At 65.6% G+C, this 26,400-nt stretch carries 27 protein-coding genes, 1 tRNA gene and 1 pseudogene; 16 read left to right on the top strand and 13 right to left on the bottom strand.

Annotated features, from left to right (window positions below; genetic code table 11):
- Positions 1 to 192 precede the first annotated feature (192 nt).
- From HTS88_RS03580 to HTS88_RS03560, 5 genes and pseudogenes are all read left to right on the top strand, one after another.
- A complete protein-coding gene (locus HTS88_RS03580; protein WP_246255947.1) occupies positions 193 to 873 on the top strand; it encodes a DUF4245 domain-containing protein in 681 nt (226 codons plus the stop codon).
- Between the two features lie 9 nt (positions 874 to 882).
- The gene (locus HTS88_RS03575; RefSeq protein WP_104185370.1) at positions 883 to 1,497 is read left to right on the top strand and encodes a carbonic anhydrase; all 615 of its coding nucleotides are present in this window, start codon (positions 883 to 885) and stop codon (positions 1,495 to 1,497) included.
- A gap of 87 nt (positions 1,498 to 1,584) precedes the next feature.
- Entirely contained in the window at positions 1,585 to 3,012 is a 1,428-nt protein-coding gene (locus tag HTS88_RS03570) for a class II fumarate hydratase (protein WP_174175538.1), read from the top strand.
- 96 nt (positions 3,013 to 3,108) lie between these two features.
- Positions 3,109 to 3,444 (top strand): hypothetical protein, encoded by a 336-nt coding sequence (locus tag HTS88_RS03565; protein ID WP_309296836.1) that lies wholly within the window; start codon positions 3,109 to 3,111, stop codon positions 3,442 to 3,444.
- A pseudogene (locus HTS88_RS03560) lies at positions 3,408 to 3,596 on the top strand (MFS transporter); the annotation flags it as partial. The gene HTS88_RS03565 and the pseudogene HTS88_RS03560, both read left to right, overlap by 37 nt.
- A gap of 149 nt (positions 3,597 to 3,745) precedes the next feature.
- On the opposite strand, the gene HTS88_RS03555 reads toward HTS88_RS03560, so the two are convergent.
- Positions 3,746 to 4,216 (bottom strand): NUDIX hydrolase, encoded by a 471-nt coding sequence (locus HTS88_RS03555; protein WP_174175536.1) that lies wholly within the window; start codon positions 4,214 to 4,216, stop codon positions 3,746 to 3,748.
- Positions 4,217 to 4,283: 67 nt separating this feature from the next.
- Positions 4,284 to 4,832: a prepilin peptidase gene (locus tag HTS88_RS03550; protein WP_174175534.1), complete on the bottom strand. Its 549-nt coding sequence runs from the start codon at positions 4,830 to 4,832 to the stop codon at positions 4,284 to 4,286.
- A gap of 58 nt (positions 4,833 to 4,890) precedes the next feature.
- On the opposite strand from HTS88_RS03550, the gene HTS88_RS03545 reads away from it, so the two are divergent.
- Together HTS88_RS03545 and HTS88_RS03540 are read left to right on the top strand one after the other, a co-directional pair.
- Complete coding sequence (locus HTS88_RS03545) at positions 4,891 to 5,685, top strand: hypothetical protein (protein ID WP_174175532.1); 795 nt, start codon at positions 4,891 to 4,893, stop codon at positions 5,683 to 5,685.
- 42 nt (positions 5,686 to 5,727) lie between these two features.
- On the top strand, positions 5,728 to 6,375 hold the full coding sequence (locus HTS88_RS03540) for a GNAT family N-acetyltransferase (RefSeq protein WP_174175530.1): 648 nt from the start codon (positions 5,728 to 5,730) through the stop codon (positions 6,373 to 6,375).
- A gap of 97 nt (positions 6,376 to 6,472) precedes the next feature.
- On the opposite strand, the gene phoH2 is transcribed toward HTS88_RS03540, so the two are convergent.
- Positions 6,473 to 7,891, bottom strand: a complete 1,419-nt coding sequence (gene phoH2 / locus HTS88_RS03535; protein ID WP_174175528.1) for an RNA 5'-3' helicase PhoH2 — start codon at positions 7,889 to 7,891, stop codon at positions 6,473 to 6,475.
- A gap of 239 nt (positions 7,892 to 8,130) precedes the next feature.
- Positions 8,131 to 8,892, bottom strand: a complete 762-nt coding sequence (locus HTS88_RS03530; RefSeq protein ID WP_310109943.1) for an isoprenyl transferase — start codon at positions 8,890 to 8,892, stop codon at positions 8,131 to 8,133.
- A 234-nt stretch (positions 8,893 to 9,126) separates the two neighbouring features.
- On the opposite strand from HTS88_RS03530, the gene trhA reads away from it, so the two are divergent.
- On the top strand, positions 9,127 to 9,789 hold the full coding sequence (gene trhA / locus HTS88_RS03525) for a PAQR family membrane homeostasis protein TrhA (protein ID WP_174175688.1): 663 nt from the start codon (positions 9,127 to 9,129) through the stop codon (positions 9,787 to 9,789).
- A gap of 94 nt (positions 9,790 to 9,883) precedes the next feature.
- Here the strand turns inward: trhA and HTS88_RS03520 are convergent, their stop codons facing one another.
- Both HTS88_RS03520 and mca read right to left on the bottom strand, forming a co-directional pair.
- Complete coding sequence (locus tag HTS88_RS03520; RefSeq protein WP_174175524.1) at positions 9,884 to 10,234, bottom strand: hypothetical protein; 351 nt, start codon at positions 10,232 to 10,234, stop codon at positions 9,884 to 9,886.
- Between the two features lie 98 nt (positions 10,235 to 10,332).
- Positions 10,333 to 11,238 (bottom strand): mycothiol conjugate amidase Mca, encoded by a 906-nt coding sequence (mca, locus tag HTS88_RS03515; protein ID WP_174175522.1) that lies wholly within the window; start codon positions 11,236 to 11,238, stop codon positions 10,333 to 10,335.
- 117 nt (positions 11,239 to 11,355) lie between these two features.
- Here mca and HTS88_RS03510 point away from each other — a divergent pair, with 117 nt between their 5' ends.
- Both HTS88_RS03510 and greA read left to right on the top strand, forming a co-directional pair.
- Entirely contained in the window at positions 11,356 to 11,808 is a 453-nt protein-coding gene (locus HTS88_RS03510; protein ID WP_174175520.1) for a DUF4307 domain-containing protein, read from the top strand.
- A 182-nt stretch (positions 11,809 to 11,990) separates the two neighbouring features.
- The gene (gene greA / locus HTS88_RS03505; RefSeq protein WP_174175518.1) at positions 11,991 to 12,485 is read left to right on the top strand and encodes a transcription elongation factor GreA; all 495 of its coding nucleotides are present in this window, start codon (positions 11,991 to 11,993) and stop codon (positions 12,483 to 12,485) included.
- Between the two features lie 84 nt (positions 12,486 to 12,569).
- Here greA and HTS88_RS03500 read toward each other — a convergent pair whose 3' ends face one another.
- From HTS88_RS03500 to HTS88_RS03485, 4 genes are read right to left on the bottom strand one after another with little or no spacing between them, the layout of a single operon-like run.
- Entirely contained in the window at positions 12,570 to 13,190 is a 621-nt protein-coding gene (locus HTS88_RS03500; protein ID WP_174175516.1) for a rhomboid family intramembrane serine protease, read from the bottom strand.
- Between the two features lie 8 nt (positions 13,191 to 13,198).
- Complete coding sequence (ilvA, locus tag HTS88_RS03495; RefSeq protein ID WP_104185384.1) at positions 13,199 to 14,437, bottom strand: threonine ammonia-lyase; 1,239 nt, start codon at positions 14,435 to 14,437, stop codon at positions 13,199 to 13,201.
- Between the two features lie 3 nt (positions 14,438 to 14,440).
- Positions 14,441 to 15,772, bottom strand: a complete 1,332-nt coding sequence (locus HTS88_RS03490; protein ID WP_174175514.1) for an AI-2E family transporter — start codon at positions 15,770 to 15,772, stop codon at positions 14,441 to 14,443.
- 39 nt (positions 15,773 to 15,811) lie between these two features.
- On the bottom strand, positions 15,812 to 16,765 hold the full coding sequence (locus tag HTS88_RS03485) for an aldose 1-epimerase family protein (protein ID WP_174175512.1): 954 nt from the start codon (positions 16,763 to 16,765) through the stop codon (positions 15,812 to 15,814).
- Positions 16,766 to 16,865: 100 nt separating this feature from the next.
- Here HTS88_RS03485 and galT point away from each other — a divergent pair, with 100 nt between their 5' ends.
- Positions 16,866 to 18,023: a galactose-1-phosphate uridylyltransferase gene (galT, locus tag HTS88_RS03480; RefSeq protein WP_174175510.1), complete on the top strand. Its 1,158-nt coding sequence runs from the start codon at positions 16,866 to 16,868 to the stop codon at positions 18,021 to 18,023.
- A complete protein-coding gene (gene galK / locus HTS88_RS03475) occupies positions 18,020 to 19,207 on the top strand; it encodes a galactokinase (RefSeq protein ID WP_174175508.1) in 1,188 nt (395 codons plus the stop codon). The genes galT and galK overlap by 4 nt, the downstream gene beginning before the upstream one ends.
- Positions 19,208 to 19,304: 97 nt before the next feature.
- Here the strand turns inward: galK and HTS88_RS03470 are convergent, their stop codons facing one another.
- Positions 19,305 to 20,204, bottom strand: a complete 900-nt coding sequence (locus HTS88_RS03470; RefSeq protein WP_174175506.1) for a Bax inhibitor-1/YccA family protein — start codon at positions 20,202 to 20,204, stop codon at positions 19,305 to 19,307.
- Positions 20,205 to 20,553: 349 nt separating this feature from the next.
- On the opposite strand from HTS88_RS03470, the gene HTS88_RS03465 reads away from it, so the two are divergent.
- From HTS88_RS03465 to HTS88_RS03450, 4 genes are read left to right on the top strand one after another with little or no spacing between them, the layout of a single operon-like run.
- Positions 20,554 to 21,849 carry a branched-chain amino acid ABC transporter permease gene (locus HTS88_RS03465; RefSeq protein WP_397425506.1) on the top strand — a complete coding sequence of 432 codons (1,296 nt, stop codon included), beginning with the start codon at positions 20,554 to 20,556 and terminating at the stop codon, positions 21,847 to 21,849.
- Between the two features lie 9 nt (positions 21,850 to 21,858).
- Positions 21,859 to 22,827 carry a branched-chain amino acid ABC transporter permease gene (locus HTS88_RS03460; RefSeq protein ID WP_174175504.1) on the top strand — a complete coding sequence of 323 codons (969 nt, stop codon included), beginning with the start codon at positions 21,859 to 21,861 and terminating at the stop codon, positions 22,825 to 22,827.
- Positions 22,824 to 23,915: an ABC transporter ATP-binding protein gene (locus tag HTS88_RS03455; protein ID WP_174175502.1), complete on the top strand. Its 1,092-nt coding sequence runs from the start codon at positions 22,824 to 22,826 to the stop codon at positions 23,913 to 23,915. The genes HTS88_RS03460 and HTS88_RS03455 overlap by 4 nt, the downstream gene beginning before the upstream one ends.
- Positions 23,912 to 24,685: an ABC transporter ATP-binding protein gene (locus tag HTS88_RS03450; RefSeq protein WP_174175500.1), complete on the top strand. Its 774-nt coding sequence runs from the start codon at positions 23,912 to 23,914 to the stop codon at positions 24,683 to 24,685. The genes HTS88_RS03455 and HTS88_RS03450 overlap by 4 nt, the downstream gene beginning before the upstream one ends.
- A 69-nt stretch (positions 24,686 to 24,754) precedes the next feature.
- On the opposite strand, the gene HTS88_RS03445 is transcribed toward HTS88_RS03450, so the two are convergent.
- Positions 24,755 to 26,110 (bottom strand): ABC transporter substrate-binding protein, encoded by a 1,356-nt coding sequence (locus HTS88_RS03445; RefSeq protein ID WP_174175497.1) that lies wholly within the window; start codon positions 26,108 to 26,110, stop codon positions 24,755 to 24,757.
- A 210-nt stretch (positions 26,111 to 26,320) separates the two neighbouring features.
- A tRNA-Leu gene (locus tag HTS88_RS03440) sits at positions 26,321 to 26,394 on the bottom strand.
- Positions 26,395 to 26,400: the final 6 nt, after the last annotated feature.

Raw genomic sequence — 26,400 nt, 5'->3', positions numbered from 1 at the left:
GTGGCGATCATAAAACCCGCCCCGCCGGTGCAGCAGCGCGGTGATTCCTCTGCTACCGATCATAGTCGCGAGCCGCTCAACGGGGTGGCGGATGACGCGCCCGCGCAATGTACCGGCGACGGCGGCCAGGGGCCTGGAGCGCCCAAATGGAAGTTGGCTGCCGGCATGGGCGACTATAGAGGGGTGAATGACATGCAGGAAAAGACCAGTCCCAGCCCAGAGCCGGCCGGATCCGAGGGCAACGGCGGGTCCGGCGCTGCGGCAGGGAATGGGCCGGTAAAGCCTGTCATTCCGGCTGCTGCCGCCAAGCGTGCCAACGCCTCGGTCATCGGAATGATCATCGCCCTGGTGGTGAGCATTGCCGCGTTCCTGCCCATCATCCTCATGAATCCACTGCCCAGGAGCGATGGCTACCGGCCGAACATCGACGTGGCAGCCGTCTCGCGGAATGCCACGGATGTGGCAGGATTCACACCCGTCGCGCCCGACACCGGCGACAGCTTCCGCCCCAACTACGCCCGGTGGGAAGCCGGCACCGGCAACGGCGTCCCCACCTGGGAAGCGGGATACCTGACGCCCAAGGAGTCCTTCATCGGGCTGGTCCAGACCAGGAACGCGAACCCCACCTGGCTGCTGCAGCAGACGCGCAACGCACCCGTCACCGGCTCCCGGAACGCCGGCGGGCAGGAATGGGAACTTCGGGACACCGGCAAGGGTGAGAAATCCCTGGTGCTGGACTACCGCGGGACTACCGTTGTTCTGTCCGGGGAGGCCCAGCTGGACGAATTCGCCGCCCTCGCGGACGCCGTCGTCAAATCCCTGGAAAGCAACCCGGCTGTCACAGTTTCACCCTCCCCCGCCGCAGCGCCGTAAGGTAGGCGCGTGACTACCTACCTGACTCCCGCACTCGCCTGGCGCCGGCTGCGCGAAGGCAATGAACGTTTTGTCAACGGTGAGACCTCCCACCCCAACCAGGATGCGTCCCGCCGCTCCTCGCTGGTGGAGAACCAGCACCCGTTCGCCGTGATCTTCGGCTGCTCCGATTCCCGGCTCGCCGCTGAAATCATTTTCGACGTCGGCCTGGGCGATGTCTTCGTCGTCAGGACCGCAGGCCAGGTGATCGACGACGCCGTCCTGGGGTCCCTCGAATACAGCATCGGCGTGCTGGGGGTGCCGCTGATCGTGATCCTCGGGCACGACAGCTGCGGTGCCGTGAGCGCCACGAAGTCGGCCGTGGAGACCGGCCAGATGCCGGCAGGCTTCATCCGGGACCTCGTGGAACGGATCACGCCGTCCGTCCTGACGTCGCTGCGCAACGAGCAGACCGACGTCAACGACATGGTGGTGGAGCACGTCAAGCAGACCTCGGAACGGCTCGTGGACAGCTCCCGTGTGATTTCCGACGCAATCGGGTCAGGCAAGGCTGCCGTGATCGGCCTTTCGTACAGCCTGGCTGAGGGCCGTGCGAACCTTGTTTCCGGAATCGGCGAGCTCTAAGGGGCCTTCCGGAACGGCTTCGGCGGCGGCGTGTAGCAAGCAGTTCACGGTTTTCGGTGCGGCGCCCGGGCGTCCTAAGCTAGCCCCATGACTTCCACTGAAGAGTTCCGCATTGAACATGACACGATGGGCGAAGTCCGCGTCCCCGTGAACGCACTGTACCGCGCGCAGACGCAGCGGGCAGTGGAGAACTTCCCGATTTCCGGCAAGACCCTGGAGCCTGCGCACATTGAGGCGCTGGCCCGGGTCAAGAAGGCTGCCGCCCAGGCCAACGCTGAACTGGGTGTGCTCGACGGCGAGCTGGCCACAGCAATTGCAGAGGCCGCGGACCAGGTGGCAACGGGCAAGTACGACGGCGACTTCCCCATCGACGTCTTCCAGACCGGCTCCGGCACGTCCTCCAACATGAACACCAACGAGGTGATCGCCGAGCTGGCCACCCGCGCCCTCAAGGCGGCCGGCAGCGACAAGGTTGTCCACCCGAACGACCACGTCAACGCCTCGCAGTCCTCCAACGACGTTTTCCCCACGTCCGTGCACGTTGCTGCGACCTCCGCCCTGATCAACGACCTGATCCCCGCACTCGGCTACCTGGCCGAATCGCTGGAGCGCAAGGCCGTTGAATTCAAGAACGTGGTCAAGTCCGGCCGCACCCACCTGATGGATGCCACGCCGGTCACCCTTGGCCAGGAGTTCGGCGGCTACGCAGCCCAGGTCCGCTACGGCATCGAGCGCATCAACGCGTCCCTCCCCCGCGTGGCCGAGGTTCCGCTGGGCGGCACGGCGGTGGGCACCGGCATCAACACGCCCGCCGGGTTCCCCGAGCGCGTCATCGAACTGCTGGCCACGGACACGGGCCTGCCGCTGACCGAGGCACGCGACCACTTCGAGGCGCAGGCCAACCGCGACGGCCTCATCGAAGCGTCCAGCCAGCTGCGCAACATCGCGATCTCCTTCATGAAGATCAACAACGACCTCCGCTGGATGGGCTCGGGCCCCAACACGGGCCTCGGCGAGATCGCCATCCCGGACCTGCAGCCCGGCTCGTCCATCATGCCCGGCAAGGTCAACCCGGTCATCTGCGAAGCCTCGATCATGGTGGCAGCCCAAGTCATCGGCAACGACACCGCCATCGCCTGGTCCGGCACGAACGGTGCGTTCGAGCTGAACGTGGGCATCCCGGTCATGGCGTCCAACCTGCTGGAATCCATCCGCCTGCTCGCCAACACCAGCCGGGTCATGGCGGACAAGATGATCGACGGCATCACCGCGAACGTGGAGCGTGCCCGCTTCCTGGCCGAGGCATCCCCGTCCATCGTGACCCCGCTGAACAAGTACATCGGCTACGAGAACGCGGCCAAGATCGCCAAAACGGCTGTGGCGGAGGGCCTGACCGTCCGCCAGGCCACCGAGAAGCTGGGCTTCGTCGGCGACGGCGAGGGCCAGGTTTCGGAAGCGGACCTGGACAAGGCCCTGGATGTCACCACCATGACGGCTCCGGCCCACAAGGCCTAAGCCTTTCCACCGCCGGCCCGCCGGCAAAAGGCCCCACCTAAAGCACGACGTCGGCCGCCCACCTTCCCAGCGAAGGCGGGCGGCCGACGTCGTGCTGTGGAGTTTAGCTTCCCCACCAAGGAAGACGCGGTCCTTGGCCACATCGACGATGACATTCCCGCAGACGTCCTGGAGGAATTCATCGCGGGCGGGCACGCATCGCCCGCCGGGGAAATCTCCCCCACGCTGTTCCAGGACCTCGTCCGGCTTTCCCTGAAACTGTCCGAGCACATGGCCGCCTCGGAGGAGGAAACCCGCCAGCTCATCGGCGTCGTCAGGAAGGAGCCGCAGCTGATCCTCCGGATCATCGGAGTAGCCGAGCAGCGGGAAGCCCAGTTCGCCCGGGATGTCGCCCTGGCTTCACCCCTGGGCTGGGCATGTTCTCCGCGCTAGCGTTCGTGCCCACCTTCCTGCAAACGTCCTCAGGCTCCTCCGCGGCTGAGTCCGGCCTTCTGATGCTGCCCATGATGGCCGGCCTGATGGGCACATCCATCTGGGTCATTTGCGTCCAGCTGTTCGTCTTCGGCGCCAGCCTGGGCCTGATATGCAGGCCTGATCCCCAGCGCACCTGACCGCCGTCGTCCTGCCGGCCATAACGCAGCAGGGCTGCCAGGCACCTGGGCAGGGGCGCCGCAATCCTGGGGGTTGGGGCGCCCCTGTTGTGCTTCCTCACGATAAGGCGGCGATGGTTCGGTCATGGCTCGAAGTGCGCGGCCTCGGCCGGCGCAAGGGCACGGTGGATGCTCGTGAGGTGTCCGGCCATGAGTTCGGGCAGTTCGTCGATTCCAAACCAGCCGACGGCCACTGACTCGTCATCGTTCACCCGGGCAGTCCCGGAGACGTAGCGGCAGAGGAACACAACGTCCAGGAACTCGCACACATCGCCGTTGGGATAAGTAAAGGGACCCACGGCGCCCACAGACACCACGCGCTCCGGTTCGGCCACCACCGCCGTTTCCTCAAAGATTTCCCGCACCAGCCCGCGGGCAGGCTGTTCACCCGGCTCGAGCATGCCGCTCACCAGGGCCCACTGCCTGTTATCCGTCCGTTGGGCCAGCAGCACGCGGCCCGCGGCGTCCACCACCACGCCCCGCACCCCCGGGACCCACAGGGGATCATTGCCGATTTTCTTGCGAAGCTTCAGGACATAGTCAGGCGCAGGCATTGAGCCAGCCTATCGAACTGTTTCTCCGCGTCGGCTGCCTGGACTCCCTCATCCTGGCTGCTGAAGGTCAGGCCGGAAGCAGCATCGCCGCTGCGGCTCCGGCGAGCATGAACGGACCGAAGGGGATGGACGATTTAAGGGTTCCCCTGCGGGCCACCAGGAGTGCGACGGACCAGAGGCCACCCAGGAGGAAGGCCAGGAACGTGCCCGCAAACAGATGACCCCACCCGAGGTAGCCGAGGTACATCCCCAGGACCCCGGCGAGTTTAACGTCCCCGAAGCCCATACCCGGCGGGTACACCAGCCGGAGGATGAAGTAGAAGAGCCACAGGATGGCCGCCCCGGCCACCACCCGGAGCACCGGCTGGAACCCAAGGCCTGCGACAGGACCAGCAGAACCCTGGCCGGAGCCCGCCCCGGCGAAGGCTGCCGCCGCCAGGAGCAGGACGCCGGCCACGGCATAGGACGGAAAAACGATCCTGTTCGGCAGCAGATGGTGCCGAACGTCGATCACCGTGAGCCGGACGGCCATCACCGCGAAATAGGCGCACGCGGCAAGCACCAGCCAGAAGGCCGGCGGAGTGTGCTGCCATAGTTCGCCCAGTCGATGGATCACCCTCGGATGCTACTGGATTTCCACCCGCCAACGCACAGCCCGCGCGTAAACTGTGGATATGGCGACGTGGGACTTCCGGCACCGGCCGGATCCGGACAGTGGAGCTGCCCCCGCGGACCTAGCAGCCATGTTCCGCAACCTGTGCCGGTCCTCTCCCTGGAAATGGCAGTCGCTGCGCTTCGAATACTGGAATGAACCCTTCGCGGAAGCTCCCAGCCCTGCGGCTCCCCTGGTCCGCGCCTGGCTGCGGCGCCCCGGAGCCCTGCGCCTGGAAAGCCCGGAGGGACTGGTCCTCCACAGCACCACGGGGATCAACGATTCCCGGGACGGGCTCTACATCAGCTCCACCCGGAAATCCTGGCTCCTGCCGCCCCACCTGGTGACGCCCGTTTATGACGACCTCGGCCTGGTGCGGCGGCGCCCGGAGGCGGCCTACGGGGAGCCCGGCTTCGGAAACGGACGCTTCTCTGCGGCGCTGGATCCGGTGGAGCTTGCCGGCAACGCCCCCGTGCCCCTCGAGTTTCCCGGGAGCAACCCGGTGGAGGTCCAGGATGTCCGCCGAGTTGAGCATGAAGGCCGGCCGGCGCTCGAGGGAGTGGTGGCCCCGACCGCCGCCTACCATCCGGCGGACCCCGCCGCTCCCCTGTGCATGCCGGGCCGCTCCAGGATCAGGGTGGACCTGGGCACCGGCGTCTGTGTGTCCAGCCGCTCACTGGAGCCTGAAACAGACCAGTACGGCCACTGGCTGCGGATTATTGCCGTGGACGAATACATGCTGGACGACCTTTTCCTGGCCGAGTCCATGAACCTGACCGACGTCCGCCGCCACATCAGCTGGGACGTTCCCGCCTGACCGTGACAGGCCGAACCGGCGCCCATCGGCTAGGCTTCGCGGATGACTTCACTGAACGCTGTGTGGCCGCTCTTCGGTCTCACGCTGGCCACGCCCCGGCTGGAGCTGCGCCCCATCCAGGACCATGAGATTCCGGCGGCGGTTGCAGCAGCGCGCACGGGTATCCACGAGCCGGGCAGGAATCCGTTCAGCACTCCATGGACTGAACTTCCGGCCGAAGACCTTGGACCGAACATGGCCCGCTGGTACTGGCGCTGCCGCGCCGAGTGCACGCCGGAATCCTGGACGCTTCTCCTGGGCATTTGGCATAACAGTGAGTTCATCGGCTGCCAGGACGTCGGAGCCAAGGACTTCGCCACCCTCAAAACGGTCGGTACGGGGTCCTGGCTCAAGCAGTCCGCGCAGGGCCGCGGCCTTGGCAAGGAGATGCGCGCCGCCGTCGCGCTTTACGCGTTCGACTGGCTGCGCGCAGAAGTCGCCGAGTCCGAAGCCGCGGACTGGAACGCGGCTTCCCTGGGCGTCTCCCGCTCCCTCGGCTACGAGCTGAACGGAACCACCCGAAAGGCCTGGGGCACCAAGGTGGAAACGGTCCAGCACGTCCGCCTCACGCCGGACTCCTTCAAACGCCCCGATTGGACCCTCAAGGTAGGGGGCCACGAGGCTGCAGCGAACTTCCTGAACATCAGCTAGTGCCGGGACTTGGTGCCCGGGTGCGCCTTCCGGCAGCGTGCGTCAAAGGCGACGGAGGAGCCAGCACGCACAGAAAGGGGCACCCGGGCACCCCCGCCTAGCCTTCGAGGAGTTCGGTCACCAGCGCTGCGATCGGAGACCTTTCGGAGCGGGTGAGGGTGATGTGGCCGAAGAGCGGGTGTCCTTTCAGGGTTTCGACGACGGCGGCGATCCCGTCGTGGCGGCCGACGCGCAGGTTGTCACGCTGGGCGACGTCATGGGTGAGGACGATCTTTGAGTTTTGTCCGATCCTGCTCATCACGGTCAGCAGGACGTTTTTTTCGAGCGACTGGGCCTCGTCAACGATCACGAAGGCATCATGGAGGGATCGTCCGCGAATGTGGGTGAGGGGCATGACCTCGAGCATGCCGCGGTCCATCACCTCCTCCACCACTTCCTGGCTGACCAGGGCACCGAGCGTGTCGAAGACCGCCTGCGCCCAGGGATTCATTTTCTCGGACTCGGAGCCGGGCAGGTAGCCGAGTTCCTGGCCGCCCACGGCGTAGAGGGGCCGGAACACGATGACCTTGCGGTGCTCGCGCCGTTCCAGGACGGCTTCCAGGCCGGCGCACAGTGCCAGGGCCGACTTGCCGGTGCCGGCCCGGCCTCCGATGGACACGATGCCGACGGCGGGATCCATCAGCATGTCGATGGCCAGCCGCTGCTCGGCGGAGCGCCCATGCAGGCCGAACACGTCGCGGTCGCCTTTGACCAGGCGGACCTGCTTGTCCGGGCCCACCCGGCCCAGGGCGGACCCACGGTTGGACAGCAGGACCAGGCCGGTGTTGACCGGCATCTCCGCTGCCGCCGGGATAAACACCGGCTCGTGGCCGTAGAGGGTTGAGATCTCCTGCTCGTTGGCTTCGACTTCGGCCACACCGGTCCAGCCGGAGTCCTTCACCAGTTCGTTGCGGTACTCGTCGGCGGTGAGCCCCATGGCCGAGGCCTTGACCCGCATGGGCAGGTCCTTGGACACCACGGTGACGTTCCTGCCCTCGTTGGCGAGGTTCTTGGCGACGGCGAGGATGCGGCTGTCGTTGTCCCCGCTCCGGAAGCCCAGCGGCAGCACCTCGGAGGAGATGTGGTTGAGCTCCACCATGAGGGAGCCGCCGTCGTCCCCGATGGGAATGGGCTGGTTCAGTCCGCCGTGTTTGACCCGGAGGTCGTCGAGGAGCCGCAGCGCTTTCCGGGCGAAATAGCCAAGCTCGGGGTCGTGCCGTTTGGATTCCAGTTCGGTGATCACCACGACCGGAACGATGACCTCGTGTTCCGCAAAGCGCAGCAGGGCGCGGGGGTCTGACAGCAGGACGGAGGTGTCGATGACGAAGGTGTTAATCGCGGCTTCCCTTCCGGAGACAGCAAAACCGGCCGCAGCATCCGCTGCTGAACCGGTTTGTGAGGTGGCTCGCGTGGCGCGAGAGGTAGCTTTCTGTCCCTGGTCCATAACGGCCTCGGGCAGTTGTTCAGAAGTAGCCACATCGACTCCAGCCCCGGGCACCAGCCCGGAATTGTTATTGGTGAGGCGGCTCGGCCAGGAGGCCGGGTCCGGCCTCCCATACAACCGGTGCGATGTTTCGCTCCATGTACTGGCCTCCCCGATCAGCCGGCGGTTTTGCCAGCTGATGGATATAACGTAAATCCACCCCAGGTAATTTCCGCAACCATTACGCGGCGATTCCTGTTGCAGTGGTGTGAACTTGTGATGAACCGGAGTTGTCAGGAGCCGAAGCGGCGCTGCCTTCCCGCGTAGTCACGGAGGGCCCGCAGGAAGTCCACTTTCCGGAACGCGGGCCACAGTGCCTCGCAGAAGTAGAACTCGCTGTAGGCGCTCTGCCACATCAGGAAACCGGACAGGCGCTGCTCCCCCGAGGTCCGGATCACCAGGTCCGGGTCCGGCTGGCCGCGGGTGTAGAGGAAGCGGGAAATGTCATCCACGCAGAGCTCGTCCGCGAGCCTGCCGATGTCCTTGCCCTTGGCCACGGCGTCATGGAGGAGCTCGCGCACCGCGTCCACGATTTCCCGGCGGCCGCCGTACCCCACCGCCACGTTGACATGGATCTTCTCCCGCACCGGGGTGCGCGCCGTCAGCTTGTTGAGGCGCTCGGCCAGGTAGTCAGGAAGAAGTTCCGGAGCACCCATCGCGTGGACGGAGATATTGGCGTCCTCATCCAGCCGGTCCAGGGTGTTGGCGATGATGCCCATCAGCAGGTCCAGTTCCTCACTGGATCTGTTCATGTTGTCCGTGGAGAGCATGTACAGGGTGACCACTTTGACCCCCAGTTCCTGGCACCAGCCCAGGAACTCGTGGATCTTGTCGGCGCCGGCCTGGTGGCCCTGGCTGGTGGGGGCGTTGAACTGCTTGGCCCAGCGGCGGTTGCCGTCCACCATCACTCCGATGTGGCGGGGAATGCGGTCGCGGGCCAGGTCCTTCAGCAGCCTGCGCTCATAGAAGCCATAGAGGAACCCAGCCAACTCCACGCGTCCGCTCACCTGACTTCCTCGCTGTACGTACTTGCACATCCTAGGCTACCGTCCACAAGGCCGGGGGCCCGCTCCACTTGCCCGGAACACAGACCACCAAGAACCTACTCTTCGGTAACTTACCGCTCCGTAAGTTATTCTGGGACCATGAACAGCGACACCCCGGAGGCCCCCCGGACGCCGCAGCCGAAGGACAGTGCCGGCCCGGAAAATGGCGCCGCAACCAACGCCATGGACGACGCCGCGGTCCGGCTTGCCGAACTCCTGATGATCAAGCCGAAGTGGAGAGGCTGGATCCACACCGTCACAGCCCCGCTTGCCCTCGCGGCAGGGATCATCCTGGTGGTCCTTGCCCCGACAGCGGACCGCAAAATCACGTCCGCCATCTACGCCGCCACGGGCGTCCTGCTTTTTGGCGTCAGCGCCGTCTACCACCGTGGCAACTGGTCACCCGGGGTCAAGATCGTCCTGAAACGGCTGGACCACACCAACATCATGCTGGTGATCGCCGGCAGCTACACCCCACTGGCCTGGACCCTCCTGGAAAGGCCCCAGGCGGTCCTGCTGTTGTGGGTTATCTGGTCCGGGGCCATCCTCGGGGTACTGTTCCGGCTGCTGTGGACGGACGCCCCCCGATGGCTTTACGTACCCATCTACATCGCCCTGGGCTGCGGCGCGCTGTTTTATCTGCCGCAATTCTTCCAGGCCAGCGTTTTGGCAGCGGTCCTGATCTGCGTGGGCGGCATCCTGTACATCACGGGTGCAATCTTCTATGCCCTCAAAAAACCGAATTTCAGCTACCACCACTTCGGGTTCCACGAGCTGTTCCATGCCCTGACCGTGGTGGCTTTCGCCACGCATTTCGTAGCCATCGCCACAGCCGTCCTCAGCTGACAGGACCGCACTCTCCGGCTGTCCTCAGCCGGCGCGGCGGCAATTGGCGCCGGCGCAACCGGCCCGGCCGCGCCTTTCGGACGTCGTCAATGCGTCAGTGCCGCTGGTCGCCCTGCGCGGTGTCCGTTCCGCCGTCGGCCGTTCCCTGGACGGCGCCGCCGCGGGCCTGCTGGCCAGGCGCCCCCGCATCAGCAGCCTCAGCCGCCTCAACGTCCGCCGCAGCAGCGGCAGCCATGCGGTCCTCCTCCACCTGCGCCCGGTAACGCACGCGCCGGATGCGCCGCACCATGTCCACGATCAGCAGTGCGGTGGCAACCACGAAGAACGCCGTCATGATGAAGCCCAGCAGGCCGGGCGTCACCTGGTCCTCGGATATCCCCTCCCGCAGCGTGGGCGTCGGCAGGGGCGTCGGGGTGGTGGCCAAGCTGAGGAGCAGGTGATGCACGGTTTTATACCTTCTGTGGAGCGGATGGCAGGGATCGCGGAAGGGACGGCGGTAGCCCCGCCCTAACTTCTACGCGACATAGAAATTGCCGGCTGTTTCTATCTTAGCCCTGCGAACAGATCCCGCTCCGGGAGTTCGGAAGGAACCCGGGAGCGGATGAGGGAGTAGTCTTCCCACGGCCAGGCCCGGCGCTGCATCTCCGGGGACACGGCAAAAAAGAACCCCAGGGGGTCCACCTGGGTGCGGTGGGCCCGCAGCGCGTCGTCGCGCACTTCGAAGAAGTCGCCGCAGTCCACCTGCGTGGTGGTGGGATGCGTGGCGGGCGGCGGCGTGTGGCCCTCCGCGTCCGCTTCGAGCCAGGCGGCGAGCCGCTCGGCGTACGGGGACTGGAGCCCGGCTTCCTCCAGGGCGAAATGGAGCGCCCTGAAGCGCTCCGGGCTGAAGGCCCTGTCGTAGTAAAGCTTGCTGGGTTCCCACGGCTCGCCGGCGTCCGGATAGCGCGAACTGTCACCGGCGGATTCGAAGGCCTCCACGGCAACGCGGTGCGCCATGATGTGGTCCGGGTGGGGGTATCCGCCGTTTTCGTCATAGCTGAGGATGACGTGCGGCTTGAAGGACCGGACCAGCCGCACCAGCGGCGCCGCAGCGCGTTGCAGGGGCAGGGTGGCGAATGATCCCGCGGGAAGGGGAGGAAGCGGATCACCTTCGGGCAGGCCGGAGTCCACGAACCCCAGCCACCGCTGGCTGACGCCAAGGATGGCCGCCGCCCGCTCCATCTCCAGGCGCCTGGCGCCGGCCATATCCCGTTTGGGGTGCGGTTCCCCCTCCACAGCCGGGTTCTGGATGTCCCCCCTGGAGCCGTCGGTGCACGTGGCCACCATGACGTCGACGCCGGCGGCCGCATACTTGGCCATCGTCGCAGCGCCCTTGCTGGACTCGTCGTCCGGATGGGCATGGACTGCGAGCAGCCGTAGCGGCGCCGGGGTGGTGCTGGACGCTGTCATCGAAGGACGGCTCCTTATTCTCTGCTGCCTGTGGCTGCTGATCGGATGGCTTGAACGGGCGGACGCCTGGCGGGGCTGCTGACAATCTGCCCCCGGAAAGGGCACTAAACTGGTGAGGTGACTTCCCCGGACCAGCCGGCCCAACCCGCGCCCGCAGACACTAGCCTAGCCAATCGCTATGGGGCTAAAAAGCGCACGCTTACGCCGAAAGCCAAACGCGTCATTGGCGGGGCGGCGCTGGCCGCAGGAATCGGATTCCTGGCGTGGGTTTCCACGTCCCAGTCCCTGTCCGACGTGACGTTCAAGGACATTGGCTACAGCACCACGGACGCCACGCTGGCGGAGGTGGACTTCCAGGTCACCCGCGAGCCCGGAACCGCCGTCAAGTGCGCGGTCAAGGCACTGGATTCCAAGTTTGCGGTGGTGGGATGGAAGGTTGTGGACATTCCCCCAGCAGAGGCCACGGAAACAGCCGACGGCGGCCGCACGGTTGCCCAGCGCGTGGCCGTGCGCACGGAATCACTGCCGGTATCCGGCGTGGTGGACAGCTGCTGGGCGGCTGGCACGTAGTACCGGAAGCGCGGGCCTGGAAACAGGCCGGGCCCTGTGACGTGCGCCGCTTCCCTGTTGGGTTAAGTCCAAGGGATTGACTACAATGGAGCAATACCTTTACCCCGCTGAGCTGGTTACTGTTCCACAAGTGGCCACCGTGGCGGGGTCTTTTGCATGTAGGACCACCAGAGGAGAAGTCCGTGTCTACCACCAACAGCGCAGCTGCAGCCTGGCTCACCCAGGAAGCTTTTGACCGCCTGAAGGCAGAGCTGGACCACCTTTCCGGCGCTGGCCGGGCAGAGATCGTCCAGAAGATTGAAGCAGCCCGGCAGGAGGGCGACCTCAAGGAGAACGGTGGCTACCACGCAGCCAAGGAGGAGCAGGGCAAGATCGAGGCCCGCATCCGCCAGCTCACGGCACTGCTCCGCGACGCCCACGTGGGCGAGGCTCCGGCAGACGACGGAATCGTGGAGCCCGGCATGATCGTCGTGGCCAGGATCGCCGGAGACGAAGAGACCTTCCTGCTCGGTTCCCGTGAAATTGCCGGCGACTCGGACCTGGACGTCTTCAGCGAGAAGTCGCCGCTGGGTGCGGCCATTCTTGGCCATAAGGAAGGCGACACGCTCAGCTACGCTGCACCCAACGGCAAGGACATCAAGGTGGAGATCCTCTCCGCCAAGCCGTACGCCGCCTGATTGCTTCCAGCCCGCAGCAGCACACCAAAAGCGCTGGCCGCCCCGGAAAGGGGCGGCCAGCGCTTTACGTTAAGGTCCGGATACCTACAGCGCAGGGCCGGGGGCGCGGCTGCGGCGCCGCAGCAGCAGGGCGGCCACCACTCCCCCGGCCGCGCCGCCCAGATGAGCCTGCCAGGAAATGTAGCCGGCAGCGATGGGCAGGACACCCAGCAGGATGCTCCCGTAGCCCATGAAGAGGACCACCGCCAGGAGGATCTGGCGCCAGCTCCGGTTGATGAAACCGCGGACCAGCAGGAACGAAAACAGCCCGAAAACCAGGCCCGAGGCACCCACCGTGACGCCGCCGTCGCCGATCAGCCAGACCGTAAGCCCGGACCCCAGCCAGCTGAAGGCCAGGGCGGTCAGGAACACCCTGAGGCCCGAAAGGAACACCAGAAACCCAAAGATGATCAGCGGCAGGCTGTTGGACAGCAGATGGTTCAGGTTCGCGTGCAGGAGCGGGAAAGTGAAGATGTCCAGCAGCCCGTCAGCGCTCCTGGGCCGGAGCCCGAACGTCGCGTTGAGCGAGCGCAGCATCACCATGTTGAACAGCTCGATGACAAAGAGGAGAACAACGAAGGTGCCCAGCACCAGCAGGCCGCCCTTGGCCCGGGCGGCCACGGTCCTGCGCTGCCCGACGCTCCCGTTTCCCGTCAGTCCGGCCATGGCTTGTCCTAGTGCACCACGATGGGCTGGAAGCCTTCGGCTCGCAGGGCGCTGAGGACCTGTTCGCCGTGCTGGTGGCCCTTGGTTTCCAGGTTCACGGTGATGGACACGTCGCCCATGCTGATGGAGCCGCCCACCCGGGTATGGTCCAGGCCGGTGACGTTGGCATCGTTCTCGGCGATGATCCTGGCAATGGTGGCCAGTGAACCGGGCCGGTCATCGAGCATCATGCGGACCGTCATGTAGCGTCCGGCCGCGGAAAGGCCCCGCTGGATGACCTTGAGCATCAGCATGGGGTCGATGTTGCCGCCGGAGAGGACCACCACGGTGGTGCCCGGGTTTTCGATCTTGCCGTCCATCAGTGCCGCCACGCCAACGGCGCCGGCCGGTTCCACCACCATCTTGGCCCGCTCCAGCAGGAAGATCAGGGCACGTGCCAGCGAGTCTTCGCTGACCGTCACAACGTCATCCACGAGTTCGCGGATGATGCTGAACGGGAGCTGCCCGGGCCGGCCGACGGCGATGCCGTCCGCCATGGTGGACACCTTCTTCAGCGGCACCAGCGCGTCCGCCGCCAGTGACGGCGGGTAGGCAGCAGCATTCTCCGCCTGGACCCCGATGATGCGGATCTCCCGCCCCAGCTCCTTGGCCCGGGCTTTGATGGCGACGGCGACCCCTGCCAGGAGCCCGCCGCCTCCCACGCCCATGAGGATGGTGTCCACCGTGGGTACCTGTTCAAGGATCTCCAGCCCCAGGGTTCCCTGGCCTGCCACGACGTCCACGTTGTCGAAGGGGTGCACAAAGACGGTTCCGGTCTCGTTGCTGTACCGCTGGGCTTCGGCGAGCGCCTCGTCAACGTTGTGGCCGTGCAGGATGACCTCCGCACCGTGGCTGCGGGTGGCTGCCAGCTTGGGCAGCGCGACGCCCAGCGGCATGTAGATGCGGGCTTTGATGCCCAGGCTCTTGGCGGCCACGGCCACACCCTGGGCGTGGTTGCCTGCGGAGGCTGCCACCACGCCGCGCTTTTTCTCCTCGGGGGAAAGCTTCGCCATGCGGACGTAGGCGCCGCGCACCTTGAAGGATCCGGCCCGCTGGAGGTTTTCGCACTTGAAGTAGACATCCCCGCCGGCCATCTTTCCGAGGGCGCGGGACGATTCCACCGGTGTACGCGCGATAATCCCGTCGAGCAGCTTCTGCGCCTCCAGGACATCGTCCAGCGTGACGGGAAGGGTTTCAAGGATGTTCACGGACTATTCTCCTCTGGATTCGGCCCCTGCGCCCGGTTCCGCAGTGGGCGGGGCGTCAGGTAGTTCTGCTGTGGTGCCGGCGGCGGCGCCCTTGCCGCGTTTGAGTGCCGCCGGCGGCCGGACGTCCCGGATGGTGTTGTCCGGCCCGGCGCCCGCCAAGGCTCCTCCGGCTAAAGCCGGCACCTGTTCATGTTCCCACGTTCTGGCGGCAATGTAGCGAATGGAGGAATTTGCGACGGCGAGGATGGGCACCGAGAACAGGGCACCGGGGATGCCTGCCAGGTAGGATCCTGCCGCTACCGAAAGGATCACTGCCACCGGATGCAGGGCGACGGCCTTGCCCATGATCAGCGGCTGCAGGATGTGGCTCTCCAACTGCTGGACGAGGAGCACGATGCCCAGCATGATCAGGGCGTTGATGGGGCCGTTCGCCACCAGTGCCAGCAGGACCGCGATGGCCCCCGTCACCAGGGCGCCGACGATCGGGATGAACGAACCGATGAAGACGAGCACGCTCAGCGGCAGCGCCAGGGGCACCCCGATAATGGCGGCGCCCGCGCCGATTCCCACCGCGTCCACGAAGGCCACGAACATCTGGATGCGCGCGTAGCTGACCATGGATGTCCAGCCCTTGCGCCCGGCGCCGAACGCTGCCGCCCTGGCCTTCCTGGGAAGCAGCCGGACCAGGAACGTCCAGATCCGGTCCCCTTCCAGCAGGAAGAAAATCAGGATAAACAGCGCCAGGATGAGCCCGGCGGCAAAGTGCCCGGCCGTGCTGCCGAAGGACAGCGCCCCGCTGACGATACTGCTGGTGTTGTCCTGCAGCGCAGTGGTTGCCTCCTGCAGGTACTGGTCCATCTGGGCGGCGGTCAGGTGCAGCGGCCCGTCGGAAAGCCAGTCCTGGATCTGCTTGACTCCTGCCAGCGCCTCAGACCAGAGTTCGCCGAAGCCCGAAACCAGTTGCCGTCCCACCAGGGCCAGCGACCCTCCGATCAGGCTGATGAAGCCCACGACGGTGATGGCGACAGCAGCTCCGGCAGGCACCCGGTATCGCTTGAGCCACCGCACCACCGGGCTCAGGAGTCCGGCCAGGAGGGCGGCCACCATGACGGGAATAATGAGGAAGCTGATCCGGCTCAGCAGCCAGACGAGCGCACCTCCCACCAGGAGGATCAGCCCCACGCGCCAGGCCCACGAGGCTGCGATACGCACGCCGTAGGGTATGTCCCGGTCCAGTTCACGGTCTGCGAGGACCCGGACAGGCTGGCTGGAGTCAGGCCGGTGCGGACCTGGGGTAGGGCTGGTGGAGGTAACGGCATCCTCTGCTGGCGTCATAGCCTAATACTTCCCCAGCGGAGTCTTATTCGGAAACCGCTACCCGGCCGCCCCCGGGGTGTAGTCAATGCCCCACTCGATGGTGAAGGAACCGCCGGGGCTTAGCCAGCGCAGGCCGTCACCGGAGTTGAAGGCGTTGGCCGGCCCGGTCATGGGCTCCACGGCCACGGCCCGGCTGCGGCCCGGGTACTGGGTGCTGACAAAGACGTGGACATAGCGACAGGTTTCGTCCTGCCACAGGCTTACCTGCCTGCCGTCCGGCGCCGCCAGTGTGTGGCGGGCCTTGCCTTCCTCGCACCGCAGGTCCGTCAACGCGACGTCCACGTCCAGCGCAGCGATGTTAAGCCCTGTCCTGAAGTCCGAATCTCCCTGCACCGGGGCGGAGCTGCGCGGAATAAGGCGGTCATCGGCCACCAGGCGTGTCTCGGCCGCTACCGTCAGGACCAGCTCTTCGATGGGAACATCGCCCAGCCTCAGGTAGGGATGGGCGCCCAGGACGAATGGTGCGGGCTCCTTGGCGTCGTTCAGCAGGGTCTGGCGGACCACCAGCCCAAGGTCGCCGTCGATCCCGTATTGCACCCGGTGCCGGGCCAGGAAGGGATACCCGTGCTGCGGGAAGATGGTTGCCTCCAGCGTCACGGAGTGCTCGGACTCGTCCACCAGCGCGTAGGCGGAATTGCGGAGCAGTCCGTGGCTGGCGTTGTTCCTGGCAACCTCGGTGATATCCAGCTGCTGTTTTTTGCCGTTCAGGAACCAGATTCCGTCCTCCACGCGGTTGGCCCACGGCGCCAGCGTGATGCCGGCGGCTCCGGGGGCAATCTCGTCGTCGCCGTAGGTCTCCGTCAGGAGGGTGCCTCCCCTGCTGAAGGAACGGAGGCCCGCGGCGAGCTCCGTCACTACGGCCGAGGCGTCGCCGCGGCGGAGTTCATACTGCCTGCCGGTGGCGTAGCCCTGCAGTGCCGGCGCGGATTCCTGGGGTGAGCGTGAAGTCATGAGGAATACCGTACCCCGCGGCGCCCCTGGCACGCAGCATCACTCTGTGAGTTTTTGTTGTTAACTATTCTTTTTTGATCGAATATGCCACACTCTCTCTATGACAGGTATCACGAGCACCAGACTTTCCGATGGCCGGGAGCTGATCTATTTCGACGACGCTGCAGCGCCCAAATCCCGCGCCGCCGAACTCACCACTGACCAGCGGGGCCTTCCCCCGAGGGGTGAGCCCGGCGAGGTCCGCTACGATGCGCTGACTGACGAGTGGGTTGCCGTGGCCGCGCACCGCCAGACCCGCACCCACCTTCCCCCGGCGGACCAGTGCCCGATATGCCCCACCACCGCCGGCAATCCATCCGAGATTCCTGCGTCGGACTACGACGTGGTGGTGTTCGAGAACCGGTTCCCGTCGCTGGGGCCTGCGCTGGGCCCGATTCCGGAGGAAACATCATGGGGTACGAAGGGACCCGCCTACGGCCGGTGCGAGGTAGTGGCGTTCACCCCGTCCCATACCGGCTCCTTCAGCGAACTGGGGGAAGAGCGTGCGCGCACGGTCATCGAGGCCTGGGCGCACCGCACGGAGGCTTTGAGCGCCCTCCCCGGAATCAAGCAGGTCTTCCCATTTGAGAACCGCGGCGCCGACATCGGCGTGACGCTCCACCACCCCCACGGTCAGATTTACGCCTACCCCTATGTCACGCCCCGCGCGGGAGTCCTGGGGGCCGCGGCCCGCAAGTTCCATGACGCCCACGAGGGCCGGGAAACACTGACCGGTTCCCTGTTGCGCGCCGAACGGGAAGACGGCAGCAGGATGGTCCTGGAAGGCGAAAACTTCAGCGCCTATGTTCCCTTTGCTGCCCGCTGGCCGCTGGAAATCCACCTGGTGCCTCACCGCCAGGTCCCGGACCTGGCAGCGCTGAACGGCGAGGAGAAGGATGAGCTTGCGTCCGTCTACCTCAACCTTCTCCAGCGGGTTGACGCCCTCTACCCCACGCCCACGCCCTATATCTCGGCCTGGCACCAGGCTCCCCTGGACCCGGTCCTGCGTCCCTCCGGATACCTTCACCTCCAGCTGACGTCCCCGCGGCGGGCAGCAGATAAGCTCAAGTACCTGGCAGGATCGGAGGCAGCCATGGGCGCTTTCATCAACGACACAACCCCGGAGAGCGTGGCGGAGCGCCTCCGGGAAGTCACCCTTCCGTCCCCCGCCGCACGCCCTGCCGCCCTGGCGGCCACACCCGAAGGAGCCCCCGCGTGAACGCCGCACCCGACCCCCTGGCCACCCGTGCGCCGGCAGGTACCGAGGACCTGGCCGCCCGGTTCGCGAAGGAGTTCGGCGGCGCTCCGGACGGCATCTGGCAGGCGCCGGGACGGGTCAACCTCATTGGCGAGCACACGGACTACAACGAGGGTTTCGTCCTGCCTTTCGCCATTGACCGGACCGCCCGGGTGGCCGTCCGGGTCCGCCCCGATGCCTCGGTACGGCTGCTCTCCACCTATGGGGACCAGGGCGTCGTGGGCACCACGGTGGAGTCCCTCCGCCCGGGCTCCGCCAAAGGCTGGACCAAATACCCCCTCGGCGTGATGTGGGCGCTGAAACAGCGCGGTATCGAGGTTCCGGGCGTGGACCTCCTGCTCGACTCAAACGTACCCCTCGGAGCCGGACTCTCGTCATCCCACGCCATTGAGTGTGCGGTCATCTCGGCACTGAACGAGCTGACCGGCGCCGGGCTCGACGCCGAGGACATGGTGCTGGCCACGCAACGGGCGGAGAACGAGTTTGTTGGCGCCCCCACGGGCATTATGGACCAGTCCGCTTCGCTCCGCGGCGCGGAAGGCCACGCGGTCTTCCTGGACTGCCGGGACCAGAACGCCCGCCTGGTTCCGTTCGAGACCCGGCCGGCGGATCTGGTGATGCTGGTGATTGACACCAAGGTCTCGCATTCACATGCCGACGGCGGCTACGCGTCCCGGCGGGCGTCCTGCGAGCTGGGCGCCGAGGTGCTTGGGGTCAAAGCGCTTCGGGACGTTCAGGTGGGTGACCTGGAGGAAGCCAGCGGCCTGCTGGATGAAGTCACGTTCCGGCGCGTACGGCACGTGGTGACTGAGAACGACCGTGTGCTCCAGACCGTGGAGCTCCTGGCAACCGCGGGACCGGCCGCCATTGGTTCCCTTCTGGACGCCAGCCACGTGTCCATGCGCGACGACTTCGAGATTTCCTGCCCCGAGCTGGACCTGGCGGTCGACACTGCGCGCGCCGGCGGCGCCATCGGCGCCCGCATGACAGGCGGCGGTTTTGGTGGTGCGGCCATCGCGCTGACGCCGGTGGGACTGGAGCAGGCGGTGCGTGACGCCGTCGCCAAGTCATTCGCAGATGCCGGGTACAAGGCACCGGACATCTTCACGGTGTCCCCGGCGGCGGGAGCCCGCCGGATCGCGTAGCGCGCGCCCGGGCTGCGGTTTTAACAGCTATGGGCCCCACCGTGAGGTGGGGCCCATAGCTGTTAAAAAGGTCCGACGTCGGGCGCCGGCTCGGGTGTCAGTCTTCGCCGCGCAGGATGGCCAGCAGGCGGATGATTTCCACGTAGAGCCATACCAGCGTCACCGTCAGGCCGAACGCTGCCGTCCAGGAGAAGCGCTGCGGGGCGCCGCTCTGGACGCCCGCTTCAATGCTGGTGAAGTCCATGACCAGGGAGAATGCGGCCAGGCCGATTGCAAGGATGCCGATGACAACGCCGATGATGCCGCTGCGCAGCCCGAACGGTTCCGAGGTCAGGCCGGTCAGCATCATGACGAGGTTCACGACGGAGAACAGCGCGTAGCCGGCCAAAGCGATCATGAAGAACTTCATGGCCTTGGGGGTGGCGCGCACCTTGCCGCTCTTGAACAGGAGCAGCGTCACGGTGAAGACGGACAGCGTGCCAATGACGGCCTGGAGCCCGACACCCGGATACATGGTGTCCAGGACGCGTGTGAGGCCACCGAGGAAGAGACCCTCGAGGCCTGCGTAGGCAAGGATCAGCGCCGGCGACGGCTGCTTCTTGAAGGTGTTCACGAGCGCCAGGACAAAGCCGCCCAGCGCCCCGACGATCATCAGCATGGAGGCGAGGCCCAGGCCAACAAACATTGTGACGCCGGCGCCGACGAGCAGCACGCCCAGGCAGGCGGCGGTCTTGATGATGACGTCGTCGTACGTCATCCGGCCGGTGTCAGCGGGGCCTGCAGCGGGCTGGTTGTACATCTGCCGCAGCTGCTCGTCGGTCATGTTCTGCGGCTGGCCGTAGCCCTGCTGGCCATACGGGGCCTGGCCGTAGGGTGCCTGGCCATACGGCTGCTGGCCGTAGGGCTGGTGTCCGTAGGGAGCCTGCGGAACAGGCGGTGCCTGGGTGGCTCCACGGAAGCTCTTTCCGTTGAAGATCGGGTTGCCGCCAAGTGCCATTGCGGGATTCCTCCATATGGGATGTGTTGTGAACCTTAAGGTTTACGCTACCAATTCTCACGTAAATGCACCCTCAATAGTTCCCCGCCGGAAACAGGAGCACGGAGTTGTTATCCGATCGCTACCATCGGCGCCTGGACCTCGGCATTTACCGGTACTTCCGCGCTGTAGCATAAGCCAAGCAGGGTGACGGAACTCACATATGTGGCGGGTGCCGGCCTGATGGCACCACCCTACCCCTGCATCCGTTCGCAGCGGCTGCAATGGCGCAGCCGAGACCGCCCCCAAGTGGAGGTTTACCATTTTGAGAAGTACACCCCAAGGCCCGCCGGCCGGCGCACGGCGAGGGTTGCTGAGATTACTGGGAGCCATCAGCGCTTCCATCCTGGCAATCCTCCTCGTGGCAGCACCGGCTTCCCAGGCCACTTCGCCGTCTCCGACACCATCCCCGTCGAATCAGACCTTCCAAAACAACATCAGCGGATTCCTTCGTGATGACACCCGGGCACCCCTGGCGGGCGTGACAATCACGGCCACGAAGGATGACTTCACCGGCACGGCCACGTCCTCCGCGAACGGAGCCTGGAACATCGGGGTGCCCGAACAGGGCACCTACACCGTGGAGCTGGACGAGTCCACCCTGCCTGAGGGCATTGCCCTGGCTGAGGGCCAGGAAAACCCCCGCGACGTCACGTTCAGCCAGACCTCGAACCTCTCGGTCATCTTCGCATTCGGCAAGGGCATCGTGGTGCAGCAGCAGGACTTCGGGCAAAACCTGCTCAACCGGCTCGTCGCCGGCCTGAGCTTCGGCCTCCTCCTTGCGTTGGCCTCGGTGGGTCTGTCCCTGATCTTCGGCACCACCGGGCTCACCAACTTCGCCCACGGCGAGATGGTGACGCTGGGCGCGGTGCTGGTGTTCGCCTTCAACGCCCTGGGCCTTCCCTTCTGGCTCGCAATCCTGCTGGCCCTGCTGGGCGGCGGCCTCTTCGGCTACGCCCAGGACAGAGGGCTGTGGCGGCCGCTGCGGCGCCGCGGCACGGGGCTGGTACCCATGATGATCGTCAGCATCGGCCTGGCACTGGCAGTCCGTTACGTCATCCAGTTCTACTTCGGCGGCGCCACCCAGCAGCTTCCCTACGCACAGAGCCCCGAAATCCAGCTGGGACCTGTCTCCATCTCGCCCAACAACCTCTGGTCCCTGGGCATCAGCGCCGTGGTGATCGCCCTGATCGGCATCGTGCTGCTCAAGACGAGGCTGGGCAAAGCCACGCGCGCCGTAGCCGACAACCCCGCCCTGGCGGCGGCCTCGGGCATCGACGTCGACTCCGTCATCCGGATCGTGTGGATCACGGGCGGCATGCTGGCCTCCCTCGGCGGCATCCTGTGGGCCTACTACCGGCCCGGCGTAACGTTCGACATGGGCTCCGCCATCCTGCTGCTCATCTTCGCCGGCGTCACCCTGGGCGGCCTCGGCACAGTCTTTGGCGCCCTGATCGGTTCCATCATCGTGGGCATCTTCGTGGAGCTGACCACCGTGTTCGGCCTCGCCGCGGACCTGAAGTACGTGGGCGCCCTCTTCATCATGATCGTTGTCCTTCTGTTTCGGCCCCAGGGAATCCTGGGCCGGCGCGAGCGCGTGGGTTAGGAGACAGCCATGGACTTTGGATTCATTCTTTCCAGCGCTGCCAGTGAAATTTTCAGCCCGACCACGGCGGCCTACGCCCTGGCCGCGCTCGGCCTCGCCGTGCACTTCGGCTATTCCGGCCTGCTGAACTTCGGGCAGGCCGGCTTCATGGCGGTGGGGGCCTACGGCTTCGCCATCTCCACCCTCACCTTCGGGGTCCCCTTCTTTGTGGGGCTGCTGATCGCCATCCTCGCCTCTGCGGTGTTCGCCCTGCTGCTGGGCATACCCACCCTGCGGCTCCGCGCGGACTACCTGGCTATCGTGACCATCGCCGCCGCGGAGATTGTCCGCTATATCGTGACCACCAACCAGCTCACAGCCGTGACGGGTTCGGCAAACGGCCTGGCAGCCTTCGAGGGCGGGTTCTACAGCATGAACCCGTTCCCCGAAGGCTCCTACTTCGGCATGAACAACCGCGATTTCTTCATCCGCGTGGTGGGGTGGGCGCTGGTCGCCCTCTGCTGCACCCTGGTATGGCTGCTGATGCGCAGCCCTTGGGGGCGTGTCCTCAAAGGTATCCGCGAGGATGAGAACGCCGTCCGGTCCCTGGGCAAGAACGTCTACGCCTACAAGATGCAGGCCCTTATTATCGGCGGCGTCCTCGGAGCGCTCGCCGGGATGATCTTCACGCTTCCGCGTGGAGCGGTGCAGCCGGCCAACTACGGAACGGAACTGACGTTCTTCCTGTATACCTGCCTCCTGCTGGGCGGCCTGGGCACCGTGCTTGGTCCGGTCATCGGCGCCATGATCTTCTGGGTTGTCCTGTCCCTGACACAGGGCATCCTGTACGGCCTGATCGAGTCAGGAGCCATCACGTGGCTGAACACGGTCCAGGCCGGGCAGCTGCGCTACATCCTGGTTGGCGTCGCCCTGATGCTGCTGATGATCTTCAGGCCCCAGGGCGTCTTTGGAAACAAGAAGGAGCTGGCGTTCGCATGAGCATGCACAGCGAAGAACCTGCAACCTCCGGCGAGGCCGGCGTGGACTACATGACCGACACCCGGCCCATAGCAGCCGGCGAGGCAGCACCCGGCTGCAAGAAGCGCGACCCTATCGTCGTGGCGGAGAACGTGACGCGCAGCTTCGGCGGCATCAACGCCGTCGACGTGGAGTACCTCGAGATCCCCCGGCACAAAATCACGGCACTGATCGGTCCCAACGGCGCGGGGAAGACCACCCTCTTCAACCTGCTGACCGGTTTTGACACACCCAACACGGGCAAGTGGCAGTTCGAAGGCAAGAGCCTCGCAGGCGTGTCCCCCTACAAGGTGGCGCGGATGGGTATGGTGCGCACCTTCCAGCTCACCAAGGTCATGGGCAAGCTGACCGTCATGGAAAACATGCGCCTCGGCGCTGCAAACCAGCCTGGCGAGCGGCTGTCCAAGGCGCTCTTCAAGGGCATGTGGGGCGGCCGGGAAAAACAGATCACCGACGAGGCCAACGTCCTGCTGGAAAAGTTCAAGCTCGACGCCAAAAAGGACGACTATGCGGCGTCCCTCTCGGGAGGCCAGCGCAAGCTCCTGGAGATGGCCCGGTCCCTGATGGTCCGGCCCAAACTGGTCATGCTGGATGAACCCATGGCAGGCGTCAACCCCGCGTTGACCCAGTCCCTCCTGGACCACATCAAGAACCTTAAGGCCGAGGGCATGACGGTGCTGTTCGTCGAGCACGACATGCACATGGTCCGGCATATCGCCGACTGGGTGGTGGTGATGGCTGAAGGCAAGGTGGTGGCGGAAGGCCCGCCGGGCGAGGTCATGAAGAACCCTGCGGTCATCGACGCCTACCTCGGCGCCCACCACGACGTCGACCTGGGAGACTCCGAGGGCCTGAAGGAGCTCGCTGCCGAGCTCGTGGCGGACGAGGAATCGATTGTGGGAACCGAGAACGCCGGAATCATCTCGCTGGACGTTGTGGCGGGAGAGGCGGAACCGGATCGCCGGGGCACGGGGCGGCATCAGGCCGGGAGCCCGCACGGCCGCCATGGGAGTACGGACACAGGCAGCACAGAGAAGGACGGGCAATGAGCAGCACCAGCGCGGCAGCGGCCGCACATCCAGTCACCGACGGTGACTCGGTGGTCAAGGTTACCGATCTCGTGGCGGGCTACCTGCCGGGAGTGAACATCCTCAATGGCTGCAGCATCGAAGCCCGCAAGGGCGAGCTGATCGGTATTATCGGCCCCAACGGTGCCGGTAAGTCGACCCTCCTGAAGGCAATGTTCGGTTTGGTCAAAGTCCATTCCGGGACGGTGGTGGTCCGCGGCCAGGACATCACCGGACTGAAAGCGAACAAGCTGGTGTCCCGGGGTGTGGGGTTTGTACCCCAGACGAACAACGTGTTCGCCACGCTGACCATCGAGGAAAACCTGCAGATGGGCATGTTCCAGCGGCCCAAGGATTTTGCCGAACGGTTCGACTTCGTAGCCGGCCTGTTCCCGGAGCTGGGCAAGCGGCGCGCGCAGCGCGCCGGCTCGCTCTCCGGCGGCGAGCGCCAGATGGTGGCCATGGGCCGGGCTCTCATGATGGATCCTGCCGTGCTGCTCCTCGACGAGCCGTCCGCAGGCCTCTCCCCCGTCAAGCAGGATGAGACCTTCCTGCGCGTCCACGAGATCAACCGTGCGGGCGTCTCCGTGATCATGGTGGAGCAGAACGCCCGGCGCTGCCTGCAAATCTGTGACCGCGCCTACGTCCTGGACCAGGGACGGGACGCGTACACCGGCACGGGCCGTGAGCTGATGAAGGACCCCAAGGTCATCCAGCTTTACCTGGGTACCTTGGCGGACACCGTCGAGTAAGGCCAGGGCAAACACAAGGAAGCCCCCGTCCGGCTGGACGGGGGCTTCCTTGTGTTTCAGGTACGGCGCTTACAGCTTGCCGAACTCTTCCTTCACAGCGGTGTACTTGTTGTCATCCTGGTACTCGTAGATGCCGATGTAAGCCTCGGTCGGGTCACCGGCCTCGGAGAAGGTCACGGGGCCGGACTGGCCGTCGTAGTCCGCATCCTTGCCTTCCCTGATCAGCGTGACGCAGGCAGCGTAGGACGTGCACTTCTCACCGCCCTCAGAGACTTCCTTGAGCTTGGCCGCGATGTCCACGCCCTTGGTGCTCTGTGCCGCCTCTGCGGCCAGCGCGATGAGGTTCACGGCGTCGTAGGACTCGCCGGCGTAGCTGTAGTCCTTGAGGGCCGGGTCGATGGCCAGCAGCTTCTTCTTGAAGTCCTCCTGGGCGAACGTGCCCGGGATGGTGCCCCGTGCGCCCTTCAGGGTGCCCGGCTGGAAGTCCTTGCTGTAGTCGGAGGTGTTGCCGTCCACCAGGAACATCTGGGTGGCCTTGACGCCCTTGCCGGTCATCAGCGGGACAATGCTCTTGGCCTGGTCAAAGGTGATCAGGGCAATGGCATCCGGCTTGGCCGCAATGATCTTGTCCACCTGGCTGCTGAACTGGGTGTCGCCCTCGTTGAAGAGTTCCTCCGCCACAACCTGGCCGCCTGCCGCCTCGAAAGCCGACTTGATGTTGGATGCCAGACCCGTGCCGTACGCGTCATTCAGGACGATCATGCCCACGGTCTGCGCGCCGCAGGTGGCCATGTAGTTGCCGAGCACCTTGCCCTGCAGGACGTCTGAGGGTGCGGTACGCCAGTACAGGCCCTTGTCATCCCAGGTGGTGAAGTCCGGGGAGGTGTTGGCGGGCGAGAACTGGATGACGCCGGCGCCGGTGATCTGGTTGATGACCGTCTTGGATACACCTGAGGACGCCGCACCGATGATGGCGCTGACGCCCTGGCCCAGCAACGCGGACGTGGACTGGGTGGCGATGTCCGTCTTGGTGTCACCGGAGTCGCGGTGGATCACTTCGACCGGCTTGCCCAGGACGCCGCCTGCCTTGTTGACTTCGTCGATGCCAAGGTTGACGCCGGCGATTTCGGGCGGGCCGAGGAACGCCAGCGAACCGGTGGTGGGAAGGAGCGAACCAATCCGCAGCGGGGTTTCAGTAGAGCCGGTTGACGGCGGCACCGAGGGGGTCTCCGCAGGCTGGCTGGCGGCAGCGCCTCCACTGCCCTCGGTTGCGGGGCAGGCAATTCCTGCCGCTTCTGCGGTGGCAGAGGATTCGGTTGCCGTGGGTGTGGACGAACCGCCGCAAGCCGTTGCCATAAAGGCGACGCCGATGCCAAGCGCTGTCAGCTTGGCAACACGGGTTCCCGCCTGGGGGAATAAAGTCATTTACGAGCTCCTCGATCTAAAGGTGCGAACGGCCTTTGACACGAAAAATCAGGTGTTCCTGATTTAGCTTCAAGCTAATGCAAATCGGAGCCGAAGATAAGTGACTGAGGTCACATCCTTATAACAGTAGTTGCATATGTGGAATTAAATGGAAGAAGCCGCCCGCTGTGCGGACGGCTTCCGTTCCTGGCCTTGCTTTAAGCTGCTGCGTACCCCAGGTGGGACTCGAACCCACAACACGCGGATTTTAAGTCCGCTGCCTCTGCCAATTGGGCTACTGGGGCGCCCGG

The organism is Pseudarthrobacter oxydans (assembly GCF_013314975.1).
Classification (GTDB): domain Bacteria; phylum Actinomycetota; class Actinomycetes; order Actinomycetales; family Micrococcaceae; genus Arthrobacter; species Arthrobacter oxydans.
Note: the sequence above shows the minus strand (reverse complement) of the source record. Positions and strands in the feature narration are given on the sequence as shown.

Excerpts from the sequence above, each read along its gene's own strand:
- HTS88_RS03580 (WP_246255947.1), top strand. The coding sequence starts at position 193 with ATGCAGGAAAAGACCAGTCCCAGCCCAGAGCCGGCCGGATCCGAGGGC.
- HTS88_RS03570 (WP_174175538.1), top strand. The coding sequence starts at position 1,585 with ATGACTTCCACTGAAGAGTTCCGCATTGAACATGACACGATGGGCGAA.
- HTS88_RS03555 (WP_174175536.1), bottom strand. The coding sequence starts at position 4,216 with ATGCCTGCGCCTGACTATGTCCTGAAGCTTCGCAAGAAAATCGGCAAT.
- HTS88_RS03545 (WP_174175532.1), top strand. The coding sequence starts at position 4,891 with ATGGCGACGTGGGACTTCCGGCACCGGCCGGATCCGGACAGTGGAGCT.
- HTS88_RS03540 (WP_174175530.1), top strand. The coding sequence starts at position 5,728 with ATGACTTCACTGAACGCTGTGTGGCCGCTCTTCGGTCTCACGCTGGCC.
- trhA (WP_174175688.1), top strand. The coding sequence starts at position 9,127 with ATGGACGACGCCGCGGTCCGGCTTGCCGAACTCCTGATGATCAAGCCG.
- mca (WP_174175522.1), bottom strand. The coding sequence starts at position 11,238 with ATGACAGCGTCCAGCACCACCCCGGCGCCGCTACGGCTGCTCGCAGTC.
- HTS88_RS03500 (WP_174175516.1), bottom strand. The coding sequence starts at position 13,190 with ATGGCCGGACTGACGGGAAACGGGAGCGTCGGGCAGCGCAGGACCGTG.
- HTS88_RS03490 (WP_174175514.1), bottom strand. The coding sequence starts at position 15,772 with ATGACGCCAGCAGAGGATGCCGTTACCTCCACCAGCCCTACCCCAGGT.
- HTS88_RS03485 (WP_174175512.1), bottom strand. The coding sequence starts at position 16,765 with ATGACTTCACGCTCACCCCAGGAATCCGCGCCGGCACTGCAGGGCTAC.
- galT (WP_174175510.1), top strand. The coding sequence starts at position 16,866 with ATGACAGGTATCACGAGCACCAGACTTTCCGATGGCCGGGAGCTGATC.
- HTS88_RS03470 (WP_174175506.1), bottom strand. The coding sequence starts at position 20,204 with ATGGCACTTGGCGGCAACCCGATCTTCAACGGAAAGAGCTTCCGTGGA.
- HTS88_RS03460 (WP_174175504.1), top strand. The coding sequence starts at position 21,859 with ATGGACTTTGGATTCATTCTTTCCAGCGCTGCCAGTGAAATTTTCAGC.
- HTS88_RS03455 (WP_174175502.1), top strand. The coding sequence starts at position 22,824 with ATGAGCATGCACAGCGAAGAACCTGCAACCTCCGGCGAGGCCGGCGTG.
- HTS88_RS03450 (WP_174175500.1), top strand. The coding sequence starts at position 23,912 with ATGAGCAGCACCAGCGCGGCAGCGGCCGCACATCCAGTCACCGACGGT.
- HTS88_RS03445 (WP_174175497.1), bottom strand. The coding sequence starts at position 26,110 with ATGACTTTATTCCCCCAGGCGGGAACCCGTGTTGCCAAGCTGACAGCG.